Genomic DNA, 19,307 nt, shown 5'->3' on the forward strand with positions numbered 1-19,307 from the left:
TCAGCTCTGCGCTAGGCCGGCAATATTATGCCAATAACCGTTACATTGTAGGCTGTCCAGCCGCCAGTATTGTTGTTGGTTTGGTAATTGATTTATCTGTTTTTTGAACGCTGAGACTGTCGCTAAACTACTCGTTGAGTCGGGGCTGATCCTTATAATATCGACTAACCCTTGCATACTATGCAGCTCATTAATTAAGTTGTAACAGTAACCAGAAAGGGTTTGGATACCATTCAGTATAAAAACCTGTTGATCTTCTTGAGTGCTAGCGATGCGACCTTGAGGGTAATTGATGCAGGTTAAACCACAATCATCCTTGGCTTTATTTTCAGAGCGAGCGGTAAAACAACGTGCTGAATAAGCTAAGGGTAAGTGGCCATGAGCAAATAGCTCCACCTCAAATTGATCTCGAAACTGCATTTTATGGGTATCTTCAACAATGTTAGATAACCAATCCCTCGATAACTCAACGGGCATCACCCAGCGTTGCATGCCTTGATTAACTAATATCTTTAACGTATTTGCGTTATAGCAGTTGATAGCGGGGCCGCATACAAAGGGCAACTTTTTCTCTGTTAATAGTTGGATTGCACCAAAATCGTTAGCTTCGATACTGACTTCGCCATTTTCACATAATTTTCTGATCACACTGAGTTCAGAAGGGGCTTCTAATAAAGCCATGGTTGATAACACGATCTCTTTATTATGCTTATTCAGTGATTTAGCTAATTCAATCCAGTCTCTGGTTTTTAATTCTCGTCGCTTACTGCAGACGGTTTCACCCAAGTAAATGATATCAGCGTCACTATTTATAGCTTGTTGGTAAAAATCTATCGTTTGCTGTTTTGGCCAATAATATAAGATGGGGCCTAATGATAATTTCATATATGTCCTTAACACTTATTGCCAGTTTCGGTGATAGGCACCTAGCGTGGTTTGATTGCCTTCGGAGAGGTTAGCTAATTGTTGATTCCATTGTGCTTTAACTTGATAGTGAGCAGGGTGTTGAGTGTAACAATCAATAGCTGCTCGCCAGACGCTGGTGATTTGCTCTACGTAAGCGGGGCTTCGTTGTCGTCCTTCAATTTTTACTGAGCTAATACCCATCTCAATTAAATCCGGTAAAAGCGACAGGGTATTTAAACTGGTTGGCTCTTCTAAGGCATGGTAAAGATGGTTATCAACACTAAATCTGCCTTTACATAAAGTAGGGTAACCGGCTTTTTCATCGTCTTGGTATCGGTCGATTAAGATATTATTTAAACGAGAGGTCAAACCTTGCGCTGTTTCTTGCCAGCGAACAAACTTAGCGGGTGAACAAGCACCAACGGTATTCGGTGATTCGCCAGTGAAATAAGAGGATAAATAACATCGGCCTTCAGCCATAATACATAAACTACCAAAGGCAAATACTTCCAGTGACATATCACTGTTACGCGTTAGTTGTTTCACTTGATGTAGTGATAAAACACGCGGCAATACCACGCGTTTAATATTAAAGTTACGCTGATAAAAATCGATGGCAGCCGTATTGGTCGCGGATGCTTGCACTGATAAATGCAGCGCTAAATCTGGGTACTTTTGCGTGGCATAATCTAAGGTCGAGATATCTGCAATAATCGCTGCATTGGCGCCTAAGTCAACACATTGGTCAACGGCATTAAACCAACGTTTCTCTTGGCCAGGGTGAGCGAAAGTATTGATAGCAACATGTAAGTGTTTATTGTGATCAGCGACGTACTGTGCGCCTTTGCTGAGCTTAGAGGCGTTAAAATTAAGGCCTGCAAAATGACGGGCATTAGTTTGATCTTTTAAGCCGATATAAACTGCATCGGCACCGCAGTCGATAGCTGTCTTTAGCGCAGGTAAACTGCCTGCGGGGCATAATAATTCCATCGCTTACTCCCATTTTTAAATGGCTTATTGTAGCCAGTAAGTGAATGTTTTTATTGATGTAGGGCATATATTAGTGGGTTAATAGTGATAATCTATATAATAAAGTCATCAGATAAACCATGATTAATTGATGTACAGCAAGTTGTTTTTAGCGGAACAGATTAAAGTAATCATTCTCCTTCTCACTGACTAAGAGTAATGATCATGTTGGCCTTATTTAAAAAAGAGATACACCATCAACTTGTTATAAATGCACCCAGAGCGTTATCGTTTCCTTCTCGCTTGATACCTTTTTATGTGCAACAAAAAGGGCTAAGTTTAATATTAAATCAGTTATTTTCTGAAGAAATTAAAGAAGGGGAACTCGCTTTTTTAAAGGGTAAGTGGCTAACCATTAGCATCGATGATTTATCGGTACGTTGGCAAGTCAGTTTTACTGACCAACTAATTATAAAACCAGATGATGGGATATCAGATGTAAGTTTTACTGCTAATGTTAATGACCTGATCCTAATTGCAGGGCGCAAAGAAGATCCTGATACTCTGTTTTTTCAACGTCGTTTAAACATTGAGGGAGACACTGAACTGGGATTAGAAGTTAAAAACCTGTTAGACAATATTGATTTTGATAATTTATCACCTTTTATGCAAAGATTAATTGCACAATTTTCTGAGTTTGTGCAACAGGGAGTTAAGTCACCTAATCGTTTTATACCAGCGGTAGAATAAACAATTATATTATGGGTATCTTTTACACGCTAAGGTCTATAGGCTTAACATTTTATATTCAATCCTAGTGGACAGATGCCAAACGATAACTCAATCCCAACTACTGAATCGATATCAGTGACCAATATAGATAAAAGTGAATTAACTTGTGCTAAATGTAATGCTGCTTGCTGTCAGTTAGAGGTGATGTTGATTACCGAGACAGGTGTACCTGAGCAATATATCGATCGTGATCAATGGGGTGGTGAAACAATGAAAAAATTAGATGATGGTTGGTGTATTTGTGTCGATCGTGAAACCAAGTTATGTACCATTTATGAAAACAGACCTTGGGTGTGTAGAATTTTTGAAATGGGATCTTACGAGTGCAGTGATGAGTTTATTCCAGCAAACTAAGATCATTTTGCTAGTCAGTTAGGACAATGGGAAGGAGGCAGGTTAATCAACCTGCCTGCTTTTTTATTATTGAGCCGCTAGTTGTTTAAAGTACAAACAAGTATCAATTAAACGATTTGCAAAACCCCATTCATTATCACACCACACTAGCAATTTGACTAAGTGGCCATCACTAACACGTGTTTGTGTTCCATCAATAATGCAAGAGCGTGGGTCATGGTTAAAGTCTACCGAGACTAAAGGCGCTTCTGTGTAACCTAGAATACCCGATAATGATGTGGTTGAGATCTTCTTTAAACATTGGTTGATATCATCAATGGATACTTTTATATCTACGGTAATACTTAAATCCATGGCAGTCACATTAATAGTTGGTACCCGTACCGCAATCGCTTCAAATTTATCGGCAAACTTAGGTAAAATTCTTTCTATTCCCGCCGCTAATTTAGTATCAACAGGAATGATTGATTGACTGGCTGCACGTGTTCTGCGCAGGTCGTGATGATAAGAATCAATCACAGGTTGGTCATTCATGGCAGAGTGAATCGTTGTGATTGTGCCACACTTAATATCAAAAGCAGCATCTAAACTGGCAATCACAGGGACGATACAGTTAGTAGTACAAGATGCTCCTGAAATGTAAGTTTCTTGCCCAGTTAATGATTGATGGTTAACCCCATATACCACAGTCGCATCTACATCGTGGTCAGCAGGGTGTGAGAAGATCACCTTCTTCGCACCTGCATTTAAGTGTGCTTGTGCATCGGCTTTCGATCCATAAATACCTGTACAGTCAATAACCATATCAATATCTAATGCTTGCCATGGTAGGTCACTGATGTTTTCGAAAGCGAGTAATTTAATTGGGTGATCAGCAATTGTTAATTGTTGCTCTATTTGTGTCACAGTAAAAGGAAAACGCCCATGCGTTGAATCATATTGTGTTAAATGGCAGATAGCTTCGGCAGCGGCGAGTTCATTAATAGCGACAATCTCTATTTGAGATTGATGGCCGCCTTCAAATAAAGCACGTACCACACTGCGGCCAATGCGACCATAACCATTAATTGCAATTCGAAGAGACATGTAAGATTCCAGGTTGAAAGTGAATAGTACTTCTTCATGAGCAAGTTAAGTATTATGTGGCGATTAACTAATAAGGAAAACGCGAGCTTGATGAAGAGAAGTGCTAAAAAAGGATATTGTAAAACAAAAGCAGGCAAAACAAAGAAAAAATTGATCGATATTGTTGATTTTTAAGTAGTGAGTATAAGAAAGCCAGTTTGAAGGTTCAGTGCTTTTTGGGTTGATAATTCGACAGATTGTTAGCTTTTTAAGCTTATAGCCAGTGTTTAAAGGTTAAATTTATTTAAATCACTGAAATGTCATCTTGGTTTTGTTAATATGGTCACGGTTTTAAAGGTAAACAAACAGAGTGAAATGCTCTAAATGAGGAAAAATGAGTTTAAATAAGGATAAGTACAGTATAGATAATACAGACTATACAGTAGGTCAAGATAACGTACAAAAGTGGGGATTTGATGTTCATAATCCTGTTTTTGGATTTAGTGCAGGTTTTATTGCGCTGTTTTTAGTGACAATTATGCTGGTGGATCCAGAAGTCTCTAAAGCAACATTAGATGGCTTGAAATGGCAAATCATCGGTGCATTTGATGGGCTATTTATGTGGTCTGCCAATTTGTTTGTTATTTTTTGCTTGGTACTAATCGTTTCACCCTTTGGTAAAATCCGTTTAGGTGGTGCTGGCGCAAAAAGTGATTATTCGACACTATCATGGTTATCAATGCTATTTGCTGCAGGTATGGGTATTGGTTTAATGTTCTGGGGTGTTGCTGAACCAGTGGCTTACTTCACTGGTTGGTATGAAACGCCGTTGAATGTTGATCCTAATACGCCGGAAGCTGCGAAATTAGCACTAGGTGCGACTATGTTCCATTGGGGTCTTCACCCTTGGGCAATTTATGGTGTTGTTGCACTATCATTAGCTTTCTTTGCTTACAATAAAGGCTTACCGCTTTCAATGCGTTCTATTTTTTACCCTATATTAGGCGATCGCACTTGGGGTTTACCAGGACACATTGTTGATATTCTAGCGGTAATTGCAACACTATTTGGTTTAGCAACATCCTTAGGGTTAGGCGCACAACAAGCAGCGAGTGGTTTCCATCACGTGTTTGGTATTGATGATGGGTTAACGACACAAATATCGATCATTGTTGGTGTGACTATTTTAGCCATTATATCTGTAGTTCGTGGTATTGACGGTGGTGTTAAGTTAATTAGTAACGTTAACATGCTATTAGCCATTGTATTAGTGGTGTTTGTTGCATTAGTAACTATGGCTGTTTCAATGGGTACTATCCCAACAACTGTAATGGGTTACGTTGAAAATATTATTCCATTAAGTAATCCTCACGGTCGTGAAGATGAAGCTTGGATGCATGGCTGGACAGTGTTCTACTGGGCTTGGTGGATTTCATGGTCACCATTCGTAGGTATGTTCATTGCACGTGTTTCACGTGGCCGTACTGTTCGTGAATTTTTAACAGCAGTATTAATCATTCCAACATTAGTAACTATCCTGTGGATGTCTGTATTTGGTGGTGTTGCCATCGATCAAATTATCAATAATGTAGGTGAGTTAGGTACTAATGGGTTAACGGATGTATCGCTTGCGATGTTCCAAATGTTTGACCAATTACCATTGGGTAATATTTTATCGTTAATTGCTGTTGTATTAGTATTGGTATTCTTTATTACCTCTTCTGATTCAGGTTCATTAGTTATTGATAGTATTACAGCGGGCGGTAAAGTCGATGCACCTGTGCCACAACGTATCTTCTGGGCTTCAGTAGAAGGCGCGATTGCAATTGCACTGTTATGGGTTGGTGGAACGTCATCGATTCAAGCGCTACAAGCGGGTGCAATATCAACAGCATTACCGTTTACAATTATTCTATTAATCATGTGTGTAAGCTTGATTATGGGAATGAGAACAGAGCCTAAATTAAGCAAGTAGTAATGCGTTAATTAAACTATATTAAAGTGATTTAAAAACCGATTAATCTATGATTAATCGGTTTTTTTATATCTATTAAATATGCAAATAGGAAATCAGTGCTATGAATCTATAACCACAAATCTTTGATGGGTGTTTCAGGATCGTAATGATACAAGACTTGAGCTTGCAGTAATTCTGCAGTGGCGATGGCATCGGTTAACGCATCATGGGGTTGGTAACTGGGTAAGTTATAACGTAAACGGCTGTTTCCTAAGCGAATAGAACCAGGTTTTTTGCGCTTTAACCAGTTTAAAAAACCTTCACATTGTTTACTTTGTATAGCGGCTTCGATTTGCATGGTATCTATAACGGGGAAAATTACCCCTTCATCGATTAATGCTCTTAAGTTTAAATCTAAAAAAGCTCGTTCAATATTACGATAATGAACCACAACCACTTTCCCTGCTATTTGCTCGAGAAAAGGACCTAATACTCGCAGCAAGTCTGGCGCTCCCTTTAAATCTGAGTGAGTGATACCATGAATAATAATCGACTCTTCTTCTAACTTATCTTGTGGAGTGATATACCATTTTTTAGCTTTACTACATAACACTCGGTTTAAATTGAAGGGTACTAAACCAATGCTGATAATACTATTTTGCTTTGGATCTAAACCTGTCGTTTCAAAATCTAAAGCTACAAACTCTATATCTTTTAGTGGTGTATCATCGTTATAAGTACCGACCTGATAGAATTCAGCTAAACGCTTATCTTTGCAATGTCGAGCCTGCAATTGTAAATACGCATTCCAATTTAAAATCTCTTTATTTATAAAATTATGCATATATAGCCCTAAAAAGTATTAGCCGTATAACGGAACTTTAAAAAGTTTTGTGCATTACTTAAGACTAAGAAAGCATCTTTCAAATAGCGTCGTTCAAGGTCAGACATATTTTCTGGCTCAATATTATTATCGGGCTCAATGTCTGATTCCACATCTAATGCTTGGTGGCGTAACCGTACGATGGATATTAACTCCATGGCATGATGTAAATCAGCGCCTTTAGATTTTGGTAAAATACCCGCTTCAATAATGTCATCTAAACGTTGGAATGAGTTTTGAGATTGTGAACCAATAGCCAAAGCATGAACTCGTATTAAATCAGCCAATGGTGCAGTACCACGACGTTTAAGGTTGATAGAGTTGTTATGACGACCATCATTTTCCATTACAAAATCTTTAAAGAACCCTAATGGTGGTTTACGGTTTAATGCATTGCGAGCCAAACAAGCTAAGAAGCGCTTATTGTTTTTAGTGCGGCTAAGGATAAAGCGGTTCAGTTGTTCTGCCCACTTTGTACGGCCATACACGCCATTTAAATCAAAGAAGATATTACAGTTTAATAAGGCTTTTGGGTTTGGATCGTCTATCCACTCACCAAAGCAAGCCTCCCATTGCATTTGGGTTTTACGATATTCTGGATTAGTAGCCATAATATCGCCAGTACAATAAGTGTAACCACACGCATCTAAACCATCACACACAAAGTGCGACAGTTCTTCAAAATATTTACCATGAATTTCAGGATCATAGTTGTTATCTAATATGAGTCCGTTATCTTGGTCTGTAACCAATAGTTGCTCGTCTCGGGCCATCGAACCTAAAGCTAAAAAACAGTAGGGAATAGGTGGTGGGCCGAACTTTTCTTCAGCTAATTCTAATAAACGCTGTTTAAAACTACGCCCAATTTCAGACATCGCTCTGCCAACCATGTGCGAGTTAGCATCTTCATTAACCATGCGAATGAAACAATCTTTTAATTGATTAGATAATTGCGCTAAATCTTCGGGGCTTTGTTGCTGGAAAATACTGCTTACAAATAACAGACTGTTTTGCGATTCATACCTAACGATATCAGATACTTCGATTAGACCAATTGGACGCTCTTTCTTCAAAATAGGTAAATGGTGGACATTATTTCGTAGCATCAGCAACATAGCTTCAGAAATATAAGCGTTATGATCTAAAGAGATAAGATCCGTAGACATCACATCTGAAACAGGGTTGTCGACGCTTAAACCTGAAGCGACAACTTTTGCACAAAGATCGTGTTCGGTAATTAATCCCACGAAATGTTTTTCTTGCTCATTTTTAAGGTCATTAATTAACGCTGCGGATTGACCTTCTTCAGCCATAATTTGAGCAACACGTTGAATACTTGTATCACTTGCTAAGATTAATGGTTCACGAGTTAGCAGCGTGGTTACTTTAGAAGTGGTTAAATCAGATCCTTCACTTTTATTGGTCACAGCTTGTTTTAAGCGTGCGCTATCTTCTGATTCAACATAATCTGCAAAGTATTCAAAACGCTCACAGAGATCATAAAAAATATGACCTGGAATACAATAGAGTAGAGTGTCTTTAGTTGCTTTTGCAGGGAAGCGTACTTTGTTATTGGTTAATAATCCCATTTGACCAAATAAACCACCTTGGTCTAATCGATTATATAGGTTGCCGTTTCGTCGATATAATTCAACAACACCACTGCGTAGCATATATAATTCATTGATTTCATCTTTAAACTCAACGATATTGGTATTCGCTCGTTGGTAAGATATTTCTATGCTTTTAACAACCTCTATCAGTGCATCTTCAGGAAGCTCATCAAAAGGGGGGTATTGGCTAATAAAGTCTTGAATTTCTAATAACTCAACTTCCATGGTGCACTCGATATTGTAGGGAATAGATTAATGCCGATATTACACAAGTTTATTTGAGTATGTTAGTAGTGAAGGGAGAAAATAATATGATCAATAATTGCGGTAAATAGTTAAAAGTAGATAATTATATTAGTTTGTGACCATTTATAAATGTGCAATGAAGAAAGCAGTGTTGAGAATGTTATATTTATGATAAAAATAAATGTTTTCAACAGAGAATTAATGCCGTCTGTTTCAGACTAATGCGTTGCCTGAGTAGTTTACGCTGATGATTTATTAAAGGATTAATTGTAATGGGTATGTCAACGAGATTGGATCTCTTTTTAGATGTAGTACAGCATGGTTCGTTTGCAAAAGCGGCAGGGATAAGAAATATTGACCGTTCTGCGTTATCCAAGCAGATAAAAATATTAGAAAATGATTTAGGTGTGCGATTACTAAACCGCTCAACACGCGCATTATCTTTAACCGATGCCGGTAAAGAGATTTTAAAGCAGGCAGAATCGGTTCGCGAATTACTGGCTAATACACAACGTTTAGCAGAGTCTTATCATTCAGCACCAAAAGGGTTGCTAAGAATAACTAGTCCCTCTCTATTTGGTAAAATGTATATTCAAGATGCGGTAACCCAGTTTATGGCTGAGTACCCAGATACCCATATTAAACTTGTTTTAGAAGATAGGCGTGCTGATATTATTGGTGAACGATTTGATATCGCTTTTCGAATAGGACCACCCCGAGATTCCAGCCTTATTGCGCGTAAACTAGCAAATAACGATACTGCTATTTTAGCTTCTCAACGTTTTATCGATACCTATGGAGAGCCAAAAACACCTGAAGAGCTGGTTAAATTACCCGCTATTATTTATTCAAATGGTGAAATAACTGCGAATAAGTTAATCATTTCAGATAAACCCAATAGTGACCAGATGGAGACCCATGTTTTATCGGGCAGACTCGAGGTAAATGAACTCAGTGTGTTATTAGATGCAGTGGAAGCAGGGTTAGGTTTTTCACAACGCAGCCTATTTGCATTAGACAAAAATATTAAAGAAAAAGGGTTGGTGCCGCTCTTAACTGATTATAAATTGCCTGAAACAAACTGGGGATTGTATGCAGTGTACCCACATCGTAATCAAACACCATTAGTAAAGTTATTTATCGATACAGTGCAAAAGATGATAGGCACTCCACCTATTTGGGAATCGTACATTGATAATTATAAAGAGATGTATAAATAGGAAGACATAAAAAAGCCAGCATAAAAGCTGGCATTGATGCAATTAAGTTTAACAAATCAGATTAATGATTATCAGACTTAATCGTAGAGAAGTGGTAATCAACATCAACTACAGCACGGTAAACGATTTCACCACGTTGTTGAGCAAACTCTTGAACTGATACTTTAGAGTTATCAATTTCAATGTTATTTGCTGGTGATTGAGTGATAATTAATAATTTCTGACGTAATTGAGCGTCAGATAAATTTTCTAGGTTGTCAACATAAGCAAAACCTGCTTCATACGCTTGTGCTTTATCAGTAAATGCATCAGTGTTGAAGTTTTTCTCTGAGTGAACAACTTGTGTGCTTGCTAGGGCGCCAGTGCTGATTAATAAAGCGGCTGCTAATGTAGTTAATTTTTTCATTTTATATACCTTAATTCTGTTCTATACCAAGTATGGTGATTAAAAGGCTCCCCTCGGAGAGCTACTTCATATAATTAGTTGTCGTTTTGAAGTGTAGTAAAGTTGTAATCTACATCTATAACGGCACGGTAAGCGACTTCGCCACGAGCTTGAGAGAATTCTTCAACAAATACTTTAGAGTTGTTGATTTCAATATCGGTTGCTGGTGTCTGAGAGATAATTAAAAGTTTTTGACGTAATTCTGCATCAGATAAGTCTTTTAAGTTATCTAAGTAATCAAAACCTGCTTCATAAGCTTGTGCTTTGTTAGCGAAAGAATCAGTGTTAAAATGTTTGTCTGAGTGAACAACTTGTGTACTTGCAAATACGCTTGTGCTGATAAGTAAAGTTGCTGCTAATGTAGCTAATTTTTTCATGATTGTTGCCTCTATAAAAGTTAAGTTTATTACTGTTATTTATAGAGTGAGTAGCATATCCCTATAGGCTTTTCTCTCACTCGATGGAAACATTATGCACTTAATTTATGTGACGGTCATCACATTATAATTCCATTCATTATGGACTTTTTGGCATCAATCATTTTTGATTCAGGTTGTCTGAGCAAGTCGATAAACTATATTTTACTATTTAATTGTCTTTAAGCTGTTGAATTTATACGTTTATATCTTTGTTGTAGATATATATTAATTCTTGGTTATTCTTTTTGTCCTTAAGCTGGCATTGCTAATATGTTAGTAAAATTACTATTTAGGGTATTTCTTATGCTTTTTTTGAATAATGCCAAATATATTCATTAAGAGAGCTAAATTTACGTAGGAAAAAGCTTAGTTTGAGGTTAAGTAGACATCTGTTCGGCTGGGTAATAAGCGGCTAAATGATCTCAGTTATAGTTTCAATAAATTACCTCGTACTGCGTAACACTGACGTCATTGTATAATCTGAAAAATATTATAATTTTAAATATAATTCCACTTTCATTAACTAGCATTGACGCTATATAGTTAGAGCAGATAGTCACAACACTTATATCTGCAAGCACAACTTAAAATAAAGACGTTAAACCATCAGTCTATTATCTGTTATAAATAATGGACTGATGTGTTCTTTTTGTGGGGTGAAATCGTAGTCGTATTGGTTAATTAACAAATATCTTTAAGGTAGCTTTTTAAATTATCAATCAAATCCTGTTGATGTGGTTGTATTTCTTGTTGCCCCCATACTGCAATTTCATCGCTTAGAGTATCGACAACCTTTGTACGTTGCCCACTCATTTCTTCTATTACGGCAAGCCCACAAAAAGGCACATAACTTGGTGAATATCCACCTTCATGAATCATAACTAATCTATCGTTACAGAGTTTGTTAGCTTCTTTCATCAGGATATTCGTCATTTTTCTATAAGTTTCACTATTAAGGATCATAGGACCCAATGGATCAACCGCAGCTGCATCAAAGCCACAAGCAACAACGATGATCTCTGGTTTAAAACGTTGTAAGGCAGGAACCACTAATTCATTTAATGTAGTCAGGTATGCGTCAATACCACTCCCTGCAGGTAAAGGGATATTAAAGTTATAACCATGACCTTCGCCCGTTCCTCTGTCAGAAATACCACCTGAATTTGCAGGGAAGTTATTATCATGATGAATAGAAATCGTCAGTACATCGGCACTGTCATAGAATGCTTCTTCCGTCCCATTTCCATGATGGACATCCCAGTCGATCACTGCAACGCGTTTAACTAACTTTTTCGCTTGAGCTGCCATAATAGCTATTGGAATATTCCCTAACAAGCAGAAGCCGCTACCAGTATCACGTTTAGCATGGTGCCCTGGTGGACGACTTAAACAGTAAGCGTTCTTAACGTCACCCTTTAAAACCGATTCCATTGCTTGAATGGCCATACCGCTTGATTGACGAGCGATTGTGAAGCCATTTTGAGCAAAAGGACTACCTTCGCCTGCATCACCAGCTCCCTTTGCACTTTTTTCCGAAATAGATGCTATGTAGCGTTCAGTATGAAATCGTTGTAATGCTTCTATCGACGCCACCTTTGAATCAATAGACTTTAGTTGCTTCATAGCACCACTAACTTCTAATAAATTTTTTAATCGACGTTTAGTTTCCGGATTCTCATAGGAAGTTGTTGGTTGGAAATAAATGCCACTGTCATCATAAATAGAGCGGTTACCTGTATCGTGCCACATACAAATTTCATGGTATAAAAAGCCTGTTTTATCTATCATAGAAAACCTTTATTTAGTTTTTTTCAAAAATATAAAAGACATCTAAGCTGAATTGCTTAGATGTTTGTGAAGTGCTGTTTAAGCATTATGATGCGATTATCCGTTAATTTTTTGGTCATTTTACTTAACTATTTTTAAAGACTTTTAAGCAAGAATAAGAAAAAATATAACAGATATGGCTGCTGTGATTAATGTATAAGGTAATTGCGTTAAAGCATGATTCATTGGGCTAATGCCACATGCTTTAGCAGATAACACCGTTGAGTCACCGTAGAAACAAGCGTGTGAACCGAAGGCTGATGCTGATATTAATGCGCCTACGACTATCGGTAAATCTGCTCCTAAGTTCATTGCTAGTGGTATAACAATCGGCATCCCCACAACAAAGATCCCCCAGAATGATGCTGTTGCAAACGCTAGTGCAGCCATTGTGATAAATACAAGGGCGGGTAAGTAAGCCACTGTCATGAATTGAGATACAGATTCAATCACATAGGATGTTGTTCCTAATGAATCATTTACCTGTGCTAACATAAAACCACAAAAGAGGGTGCCTAATGGTGCAATCATATCGATAAAGCCACTTAAAATAGCATCGAACATGTTGCCAATAGGCATGATATTTTGTAACGCATATAAACCCACAGTTAAAAAAATGGCAGCCATTGCACCGGCCATAATGTCGATATCAAATAACCAAGTGAAAAATATAAGTGCCCCGATTGGGATAAAGAAGTTAAGCATATGACTGTTTTTCACTGCCGGTTTAATTTCATGTTCAGCAGCGGCATCTTCTTCACACAATACTGCTCCAGTCGTCATTGCACGTTCTTCAGCAGCTTTCATTTTACCGAATAAAGGAATGTTACGGTTAATCACTAAAGCTACAACAACCAAACAAACCCAAGCGTAAATCATATAAGGAATAGCACTAATAAATAGATCCATGCCTCCCCCCTCAGCAGCAGCGCCAGTTTCCTCAAGTAAACCAGAGAAAAATACAGCCCACGTTGAGAATGGTAAAATGATACACACCGGTGCAGCCGTCGAGTCAACGATATAAGAAAGGAATTCACGAGAGACTTTTACTTTATCGGTTGCTTTACGCATTGATGAACCAATGGTTAGGGCATTTAAATAATCATCAATAAAGATGATCAATCCTAATGCCATAGTAGAAAACAATGTGCCTTTACGGCTTGTTACTTTATTGGATAACCAGTTACCAAAGCTGTCTGCACCACCGGCGCAACTTACTAAAGCAATCATGCTGCCCATCAGGCCACAGGCAATAAATATCCACGCAACAACATCATTTTGAAATACTGTTAAAAATATATCTCCTAATGATGGAATAAATTCAGTCGGTGATTTAGTCATTAATAGGCCTACTATAACTCCAATAAATAAAGACTCAACGGTACGTTTAGTGTAGATAGCGGTAGTAACGACAACCAATACGGGTAATAAACTCCAAGCGCCATACTCAGATTGCTCTGCCCCTATTACGTGGTAACAAGTTAAGGCTACGGCGGCGACTATAAATGCGATAATGGTTACTTTAATATTGATATGATTTTCTTGTGTACGGCCTAGTTCGGGACCCATCTTTGGTCTTGTCATGATTAACTTCCTTTTTATTTTCTTTCAGAACTATGCTCCGTAAGCAATAATGATGGTTCATAGTACTGTTTTAAAAGCATTAAATTGCAATGTTTAGCAATCTAATACTTTTAATAAGAGGGGGATTATTTCTCGGTATTAATTACTTTAGGTTGTTGCTGGGTGATACAGTGGATATTGCCTCCGCCAAGCAGTATTTCTCGAGCGGGGATACCAATGATTTCTCTATCTGGGAATTGCTCAGCTAAGATAGTCGCTGCCTTTTCATCTTTCTTAGGGTCTAACTTTGGGAAGACAATATGTTTGTTAGCAATATAAAAATTTGCGTAAGAGCCAGCTAAACGCTGACCTTCTTCACGCGGCTGGCTATCATTATTATCATCTATACCTTTAGCTTCCTCTTTACTGATATAAAGGGGACCGGGATGTGGCAACTTTACTACTTTTAAGGTTCGTCCTTGCGCATCCGTACTATTAGTTAAAATACGATAAGCATCTTCAGAGATTACGTGTTGGGGATCATTAGGGTCATCACAATAATGAAGAGCTACAACGCCTGGTTTGATGAAGCAACATAGGTTATCGATATGACCATCGGTCTCATCTTCTATGGTGCCTTGATCTAACCAGATAATGCGTTCGACATTTAAATAATTTTTTAATAATTGTTCGATCTGCTCTTTACTGAGGTCTGGATTACGATTTGGATTAAGCAGACACTCTTTGGTGGTGATTAATGTACCTTGCCCATCAACATGAATTGAACCTCCTTCTAATACGAGCGGGGCATCAAATCGTGTCGCATCGCTGATTTCACATACCTTTTGTGCTACGCGGCTATCTTTAGACCAATCAGGGTAAAGTCCACCTTGTTCACCTCCCCATGCATTAAAGTCCCAATCAACAGCAGCTAGATCACCACTGTCATTGATTAAGAAACTTGGGCCAATATCTCGCATCCAAGCATCATTACTGCTCATTTCTACTACCTTAATATGTTCAGGTAATAGATCGCGGGCATTATTATATTGCTGGTCACTGACTGCGACAGTCACTTCTTCACTTTTAGCAATTGCACAAGCCACTGCCGCAAATGCTTTTTGCGCTGGTGCTGCGTTTAAACGCCATACATCATTACGTTCAGGCCACAGCATCCAACATCCATCGTGAGGCTCAAACTCACCGGGCATGCGAAAACCTGTTTCTGCCACATTATTGTTATTTGTCATGGCCATCACCTAGATAAATTTATCAGCTTTTAAATCTTCAACGGTCGATTCGATGGCAGCACGAAGAATATTAACTACTTCATCTACCGTATCGCGCGTCCAAATGAGTGGTGGAGAAAGTACATTTAAATGCGCAATTGGTCTAACAATTAAGCCACGCTGTTGGCAATGCTGGGCAATTCGTTTACCGACATTAGCTTCATAGGGAATTAGCTCTTTAGTTTCTTTGTTAGCTACACTTTCAATACACATCATAAAGTGGCTACCACGTACATCACCTACAATTGGCAAGTCCTTTAACGTTTTAAGTTGTTGTTCTAAATAAGGTCCTACTGCTAGCACGTTATCACATATTTTCTCACGTTCCATTATTTCGATATTTTTTAATGCTACAGCACAAGCAACAGGGTGACCAGAGTAGGTAAATCCAGTACTAAAAACAGCACCTTTAGCTTGTGGCTTTTTGATCACGTCGTAAATTTCATCACTTAATAAGGTTGCGCCTAAAGGAATGTAGCCAGACGTAATTCCTTTTGCACAAATAATGATGTCAGGTTGAATACCAAATACTGATTCACTAGCAAAAAAGTGTCCTAAACGCCCAAATGCAGTAACGACTTCATCTGAAATAAATAAGATGTCATTGGCTTTACATAAATCAAAAATTCTTTTGTGGTAACCCTCTGGCGCGATTAAAACGCCACCTGCACCCATAATTGGTTCTGCAATAAACGCGGCAACTTGGTCTGCACCACCCATTTTTTCCAGATTAGTTTCAAAGTCTTTGACTAGGTAGTCACAGTATTCTGCTTCATTCATCCCTTCAGGCATACGGTAACAATTCGCTTCACTAATATGTGTCACTAAGTCGTTAACTACATCAAACCCTTCATTATTGCCTACAGTACCGGTAAGAGTTGATGCCATGTAAGTGGTGCCATGGTAGCCGCTATGGCGCGATATGATCTTCTTCTTACTTGGTTTACCAATTTGGTTAAAGTAATAATGAACAATACGGATCGCTTGGTCATTAGCGACTGAACCTCCACAACTATAAAATACATGGTTTAAATTAGCCGGGGCAAGAGAGGCTAGTTTGGCTGATAGTTGAATAGCTGGAATGTTAGATAAATTATTAAAAGGTGAATAATAAGCCATTTTCGTCGCTTGCTCGGCCATGACCTGACCTAACTCAGATCGCCCATGTCCTATGTTGACACACCATAACCCAGCAATGCCATCTAAATACTTATTGTCATTGATATCATAGATATACGCACCTTCACTGTGAGCGATGATATCGCACCCAGATTGATGAAAGTCTGAGAAATCAGTAAAAGGATGTACGAAGTGGTCTTTATCTTGTTGCCATAGTGTTTTAACATCATATTGCATATTTATAACCCATTGTTTATTATGAAGTAAGTGTTATTGAATATCTATCATGCTTTTTAAATTACTATCAGTGCTAAGATGTTTGATATACCGCTAGGGGGGTAAATAGTGAATTTACTCATCGTTTATTGAGTTAAGGACGATCATGGACTGGAATAAATCAATAGCAAATATGATTAATCATATGTCGCTACAAAGCTGGCCAGGTGTCATGATTGAAAGCCTTCAGGCGTTGGCGCATTTCGATACTTGGTTAATCGCTACCTATAAGCAACAATTCAAACCGATCGTTGTTCACACTTCATATCAAATTGAATCTCAAAAGAAAATTCATCGTTTTCTTAATAAAGCCTATTTATTAGATCCGCTTTTTAATGCCATAGAAAATGGGTTGAATGATGGTTTGTATCGGTTGCGAGATCTCGCTCCAGATCAATTCAACAATACAGAACAATATAAAAGTTGTTACAGTGATTTCGATTTAAGTGATGAGATAATTTTTGTGACCCGTTTGGATAATGGTGTTGTGTTTACCATCTCGTTAGGGAGAACCTCTAAATTAGGTGGTATTAGTCGAGTTGAGCTTAATCGATTAAAGAGTGTTCAACCTATTTTACAAGCGATGAGCAAGCAATTTTGGATTGCACAGTCTTCTCAATATGTTCACGATGAGCAATCACGCTACTCTTTAGAACATGCGATTAACACTTTTGGCAGCAATGTCCTGACACCTCGTGAAAAACAAATCACAGCCTTAATTTTGCAAGGGCATTCCTCAAAATCAATTTCAGAGTCGTTGAACATTAGTGTCGGGACAATCAAGGTACACCGAAAAAGCATTTACATGAAGCTAGATATCTGTAGAGAGTCTGAATTATTTTCACAATTTATTAATCACTTACATACTCTCTCTTAAATATAACCCTCTCTATCATACCTTTCTAAGATAACTTATACCTGTAGGGGTATAGGTTTGCCACTGCAGGCTCCTTATTATCAATACAACTGATATAAGGAGGTGTAATGAACAACCCAACGATTAATCAAAGTAGACTCTGGGATAGCCTAATGGAGATGGCTAAAATTGGTGCCACGGAAAAAGGGGGATGTTGTCGTCTTGCGCTTACTGATATCGATAAACAGGGACGTGATCTATTTATTGAGTGGTGCATTGAAGCTGGTTGTTCAATTCATATTGATAAAATGGGCAATATATTTGCTCGTCGTGAAGGCTTTGAACATGTTTCTGCTATTGGTACTGGTAGCCATTTAGATACACAACCTACAGGTGGCAAGTTTGACGGTATTTATGGTTGTCTTGCTGGCTTAGAAGTGATTCGCAGTTTAAATGAACAGAACATCACAACTCGCCGCCCCATAGAAGTGTCTGTTTGGACCAATGAAGAAGGTTCACGTTTTGCACCCGCCATGGTTTCTTCTGGCGTATACAGTGGAAAATTCGATTTAGAATACGCACATCAACAAGTCGATAGCGACGGGATTAGCATTGCAGAAGCCTTACATGCAATAGGCTACATGGGCGATGAGGAAGTCGGACAACGCGACCTACATAAATTTTTTGAGTTGCATATAGAACAAGGCCCCGTACTAGAGCAAGAGCATAAACAAGTTGGGATTGTCACCGGTGTGTTAGGCATGCGTTGGTACGATGTCACTTTTACTGGTACCTCTGCACATGCGGGGCCAACCCCAATGAGCTATCGTAAAGATGCCCTGTATGCAGCAACGCAAGTATTTAATGAACTTTATCAAATAGCAGAAAGAGGGGAAGCGAACGGTGCACGTTGTACCGTTGGTGAGTTAGCTATTATCAAAGGATCACGTAATGTTATTCCAGGTGATGTTACCTTCACGCTAGATTTACGCCATGCTGAATTAGCTGGTTTATCTGATTTAGAAGCACAAGCGAAACAAGTTATTAACAACGTAGCAGAATGCACCGGTGTTGAAATCCAGATGGATAATATTTGGGATAGTCCACCACTTGCCTTCAATGCGGATTGTGTTAATGCAGTTAGCCATGCCGTAGAAAATTCAGGGTTAACTTATCAACGTTTAGTCAGTGGGGCTGGCCATGATGCGGTTAATATTGCCAGCATAGTACCAACCTCAATGATATTCATTCCATCTATCGGTGGTATTAGCCATAATGAAGCGGAATATTCTAGTCCAGACCAAGTGGGTGATGGCTGTCAGATCTTATTTGACGTGATTTTAAACGAAGCCAATAAATAATACCAATCATAGTAAGTAACTGATCTATTTTACTTGTTAAAACAACTTATTTTTTCGTTGTAAGCTTCGTAAAGGGAACAACCATTTACATCAACTTACGCCTCAAACTAAGCCATTTTTCCGGCGCAAAATTTACATCAGTTATTT

General features: G+C 38.3%; 17 protein-coding genes. 6 read left to right on the top strand and 11 right to left on the bottom strand.

The window, feature by feature from the left end; translation table 11 throughout:
- Both DS885_RS10555 and ubiU read right to left on the bottom strand, forming a co-directional pair.
- Positions 1-885 carry a U32 family peptidase gene (locus DS885_RS10555; RefSeq protein WP_113819397.1) on the bottom strand — a complete coding sequence of 295 codons (885 nt, stop codon included), beginning with the start codon at positions 883-885 and terminating at the stop codon, positions 1-3.
- Positions 886-900: 15 nt separating this feature from the next.
- Complete coding sequence (gene ubiU / locus DS885_RS10560) at positions 901-1,896, bottom strand: ubiquinone anaerobic biosynthesis protein UbiU (protein ID WP_113819398.1); 996 nt, start codon at positions 1,894-1,896, stop codon at positions 901-903.
- A gap of 204 nt (positions 1,897-2,100) precedes the next feature.
- Here ubiU and ubiT point away from each other — a divergent pair, with 204 nt between their 5' ends.
- Both ubiT and DS885_RS10570 read left to right on the top strand, forming a co-directional pair.
- Positions 2,101-2,625, top strand: a complete 525-nt coding sequence (gene ubiT / locus DS885_RS10565) for a ubiquinone anaerobic biosynthesis accessory factor UbiT (RefSeq protein ID WP_309472389.1) — start codon at positions 2,101-2,103, stop codon at positions 2,623-2,625.
- Between the two features lie 75 nt (positions 2,626-2,700).
- Complete coding sequence (locus DS885_RS10570; protein ID WP_113819400.1) at positions 2,701-3,021, top strand: YkgJ family cysteine cluster protein; 321 nt, start codon at positions 2,701-2,703, stop codon at positions 3,019-3,021.
- A 66-nt stretch (positions 3,022-3,087) separates the two neighbouring features.
- On the opposite strand, the gene epd is transcribed toward DS885_RS10570, so the two are convergent.
- Entirely contained in the window at positions 3,088-4,107 is a 1,020-nt protein-coding gene (gene epd, locus DS885_RS10575; RefSeq protein WP_113819401.1) for an erythrose-4-phosphate dehydrogenase, read from the bottom strand.
- Between the two features lie 373 nt (positions 4,108-4,480).
- Here epd and DS885_RS10580 point away from each other — a divergent pair, with 373 nt between their 5' ends.
- Entirely contained in the window at positions 4,481-6,061 is a 1,581-nt protein-coding gene (locus tag DS885_RS10580; protein ID WP_113819402.1) for a BCCT family transporter, read from the top strand.
- 109 nt (positions 6,062-6,170) lie between these two features.
- Here the strand turns inward: DS885_RS10580 and DS885_RS10585 are convergent, their stop codons facing one another.
- Both DS885_RS10585 and DS885_RS10590 read right to left on the bottom strand, forming a co-directional pair.
- Entirely contained in the window at positions 6,171-6,887 is a 717-nt protein-coding gene (locus tag DS885_RS10585) for a 3'-5' exonuclease (protein WP_113819403.1), read from the bottom strand.
- 8 nt (positions 6,888-6,895) lie between these two features.
- Positions 6,896-8,764 carry a DUF294 nucleotidyltransferase-like domain-containing protein gene (locus DS885_RS10590; RefSeq protein ID WP_113819404.1) on the bottom strand — a complete coding sequence of 623 codons (1,869 nt, stop codon included), beginning with the start codon at positions 8,762-8,764 and terminating at the stop codon, positions 6,896-6,898.
- A 293-nt stretch (positions 8,765-9,057) separates the two neighbouring features.
- Here DS885_RS10590 and DS885_RS10595 point away from each other — a divergent pair, with 293 nt between their 5' ends.
- Entirely contained in the window at positions 9,058-10,005 is a 948-nt protein-coding gene (locus DS885_RS10595; RefSeq protein ID WP_113819405.1) for a LysR family transcriptional regulator, read from the top strand.
- A gap of 61 nt (positions 10,006-10,066) precedes the next feature.
- Here the strand turns inward: DS885_RS10595 and DS885_RS10600 are convergent, their stop codons facing one another.
- The 6 genes from DS885_RS10600 to DS885_RS10625 all read right to left on the bottom strand — a co-directional run bounded on the left by DS885_RS10600 (position 10,067) and on the right by DS885_RS10625 (position 16,904).
- Positions 10,067-10,411, bottom strand: a complete 345-nt coding sequence (locus tag DS885_RS10600) for a DUF3316 domain-containing protein (RefSeq protein ID WP_113819406.1) — start codon at positions 10,409-10,411, stop codon at positions 10,067-10,069.
- 74 nt (positions 10,412-10,485) lie between these two features.
- On the bottom strand, positions 10,486-10,827 hold the full coding sequence (locus tag DS885_RS10605; RefSeq protein WP_113819407.1) for a DUF3316 domain-containing protein: 342 nt from the start codon (positions 10,825-10,827) through the stop codon (positions 10,486-10,488).
- Positions 10,828-11,550: 723 nt separating this feature from the next.
- On the bottom strand, positions 11,551-12,657 hold the full coding sequence (locus tag DS885_RS10610; RefSeq protein ID WP_220149686.1) for a class II histone deacetylase: 1,107 nt from the start codon (positions 12,655-12,657) through the stop codon (positions 11,551-11,553).
- A 144-nt stretch (positions 12,658-12,801) separates the two neighbouring features.
- Positions 12,802-14,280 (bottom strand): Na+/H+ antiporter NhaC family protein, encoded by a 1,479-nt coding sequence (locus DS885_RS10615; RefSeq protein WP_220149687.1) that lies wholly within the window; start codon positions 14,278-14,280, stop codon positions 12,802-12,804.
- A 125-nt stretch (positions 14,281-14,405) separates the two neighbouring features.
- Entirely contained in the window at positions 14,406-15,509 is a 1,104-nt protein-coding gene (aguA, locus tag DS885_RS10620; protein ID WP_258546894.1) for an agmatine deiminase, read from the bottom strand.
- Between the two features lie 9 nt (positions 15,510-15,518).
- Positions 15,519-16,904 (bottom strand): aminotransferase, encoded by a 1,386-nt coding sequence (locus tag DS885_RS10625; RefSeq protein ID WP_113819409.1) that lies wholly within the window; start codon positions 16,902-16,904, stop codon positions 15,519-15,521.
- Positions 16,905-17,049: 145 nt separating this feature from the next.
- On the opposite strand from DS885_RS10625, the gene DS885_RS10630 reads away from it, so the two are divergent.
- Both DS885_RS10630 and DS885_RS10635 read left to right on the top strand, forming a co-directional pair.
- Positions 17,050-17,820 (top strand): helix-turn-helix transcriptional regulator, encoded by a 771-nt coding sequence (locus DS885_RS10630; RefSeq protein ID WP_113819410.1) that lies wholly within the window; start codon positions 17,050-17,052, stop codon positions 17,818-17,820.
- Positions 17,821-17,927: 107 nt separating this feature from the next.
- Entirely contained in the window at positions 17,928-19,160 is a 1,233-nt protein-coding gene (locus DS885_RS10635; protein WP_113819411.1) for a Zn-dependent hydrolase, read from the top strand.
- Positions 19,161-19,307 lie beyond the last annotated feature (147 nt).

Origin of the sequence: Psychromonas sp. B3M02 (genome assembly GCF_003318165.1) — a bacterium.
Classification (GTDB): Bacteria; Pseudomonadota; Gammaproteobacteria; order Enterobacterales; family Psychromonadaceae; genus Psychromonas.

What these genes read in the sequence shown, in the direction of transcription:
- DS885_RS10555 (WP_113819397.1), bottom strand. Translation starts at nt 885, where the DNA reads ATGAAATTATCATTAGGCCCCATCTTATATTATTGGCCAAAACAGCAA.
- ubiU (WP_113819398.1), bottom strand. Translation starts at nt 1,896, where the DNA reads ATGGAATTATTATGCCCCGCAGGCAGTTTACCTGCGCTAAAGACAGCT.
- ubiT (WP_309472389.1), top strand. Translation starts at nt 2,101, where the DNA reads ATGTTGGCCTTATTTAAAAAAGAGATACACCATCAACTTGTTATAAAT.
- DS885_RS10570 (WP_113819400.1), top strand. Translation starts at nt 2,701, where the DNA reads ATGCCAAACGATAACTCAATCCCAACTACTGAATCGATATCAGTGACC.
- epd (WP_113819401.1), bottom strand. Translation starts at nt 4,107, where the DNA reads ATGTCTCTTCGAATTGCAATTAATGGTTATGGTCGCATTGGCCGCAGT.
- DS885_RS10580 (WP_113819402.1), top strand. Translation starts at nt 4,481, where the DNA reads ATGAGTTTAAATAAGGATAAGTACAGTATAGATAATACAGACTATACA.
- DS885_RS10585 (WP_113819403.1), bottom strand. Translation starts at nt 6,887, where the DNA reads ATGCATAATTTTATAAATAAAGAGATTTTAAATTGGAATGCGTATTTA.
- DS885_RS10590 (WP_113819404.1), bottom strand. Translation starts at nt 8,764, where the DNA reads ATGGAAGTTGAGTTATTAGAAATTCAAGACTTTATTAGCCAATACCCC.
- DS885_RS10595 (WP_113819405.1), top strand. Translation starts at nt 9,058, where the DNA reads ATGGGTATGTCAACGAGATTGGATCTCTTTTTAGATGTAGTACAGCAT.
- DS885_RS10600 (WP_113819406.1), bottom strand. Translation starts at nt 10,411, where the DNA reads ATGAAAAAATTAACTACATTAGCAGCCGCTTTATTAATCAGCACTGGC.
- DS885_RS10605 (WP_113819407.1), bottom strand. Translation starts at nt 10,827, where the DNA reads ATGAAAAAATTAGCTACATTAGCAGCAACTTTACTTATCAGCACAAGC.
- DS885_RS10610 (WP_220149686.1), bottom strand. Translation starts at nt 12,657, where the DNA reads ATGATAGATAAAACAGGCTTTTTATACCATGAAATTTGTATGTGGCAC.
- DS885_RS10615 (WP_220149687.1), bottom strand. Translation starts at nt 14,280, where the DNA reads ATGACAAGACCAAAGATGGGTCCCGAACTAGGCCGTACACAAGAAAAT.
- aguA (WP_258546894.1), bottom strand. Translation starts at nt 15,509, where the DNA reads ATGACAAATAACAATAATGTGGCAGAAACAGGTTTTCGCATGCCCGGT.
- DS885_RS10625 (WP_113819409.1), bottom strand. Translation starts at nt 16,904, where the DNA reads ATGCAATATGATGTTAAAACACTATGGCAACAAGATAAAGACCACTTC.
- DS885_RS10630 (WP_113819410.1), top strand. Translation starts at nt 17,050, where the DNA reads ATGGACTGGAATAAATCAATAGCAAATATGATTAATCATATGTCGCTA.
- DS885_RS10635 (WP_113819411.1), top strand. Translation starts at nt 17,928, where the DNA reads ATGAACAACCCAACGATTAATCAAAGTAGACTCTGGGATAGCCTAATG.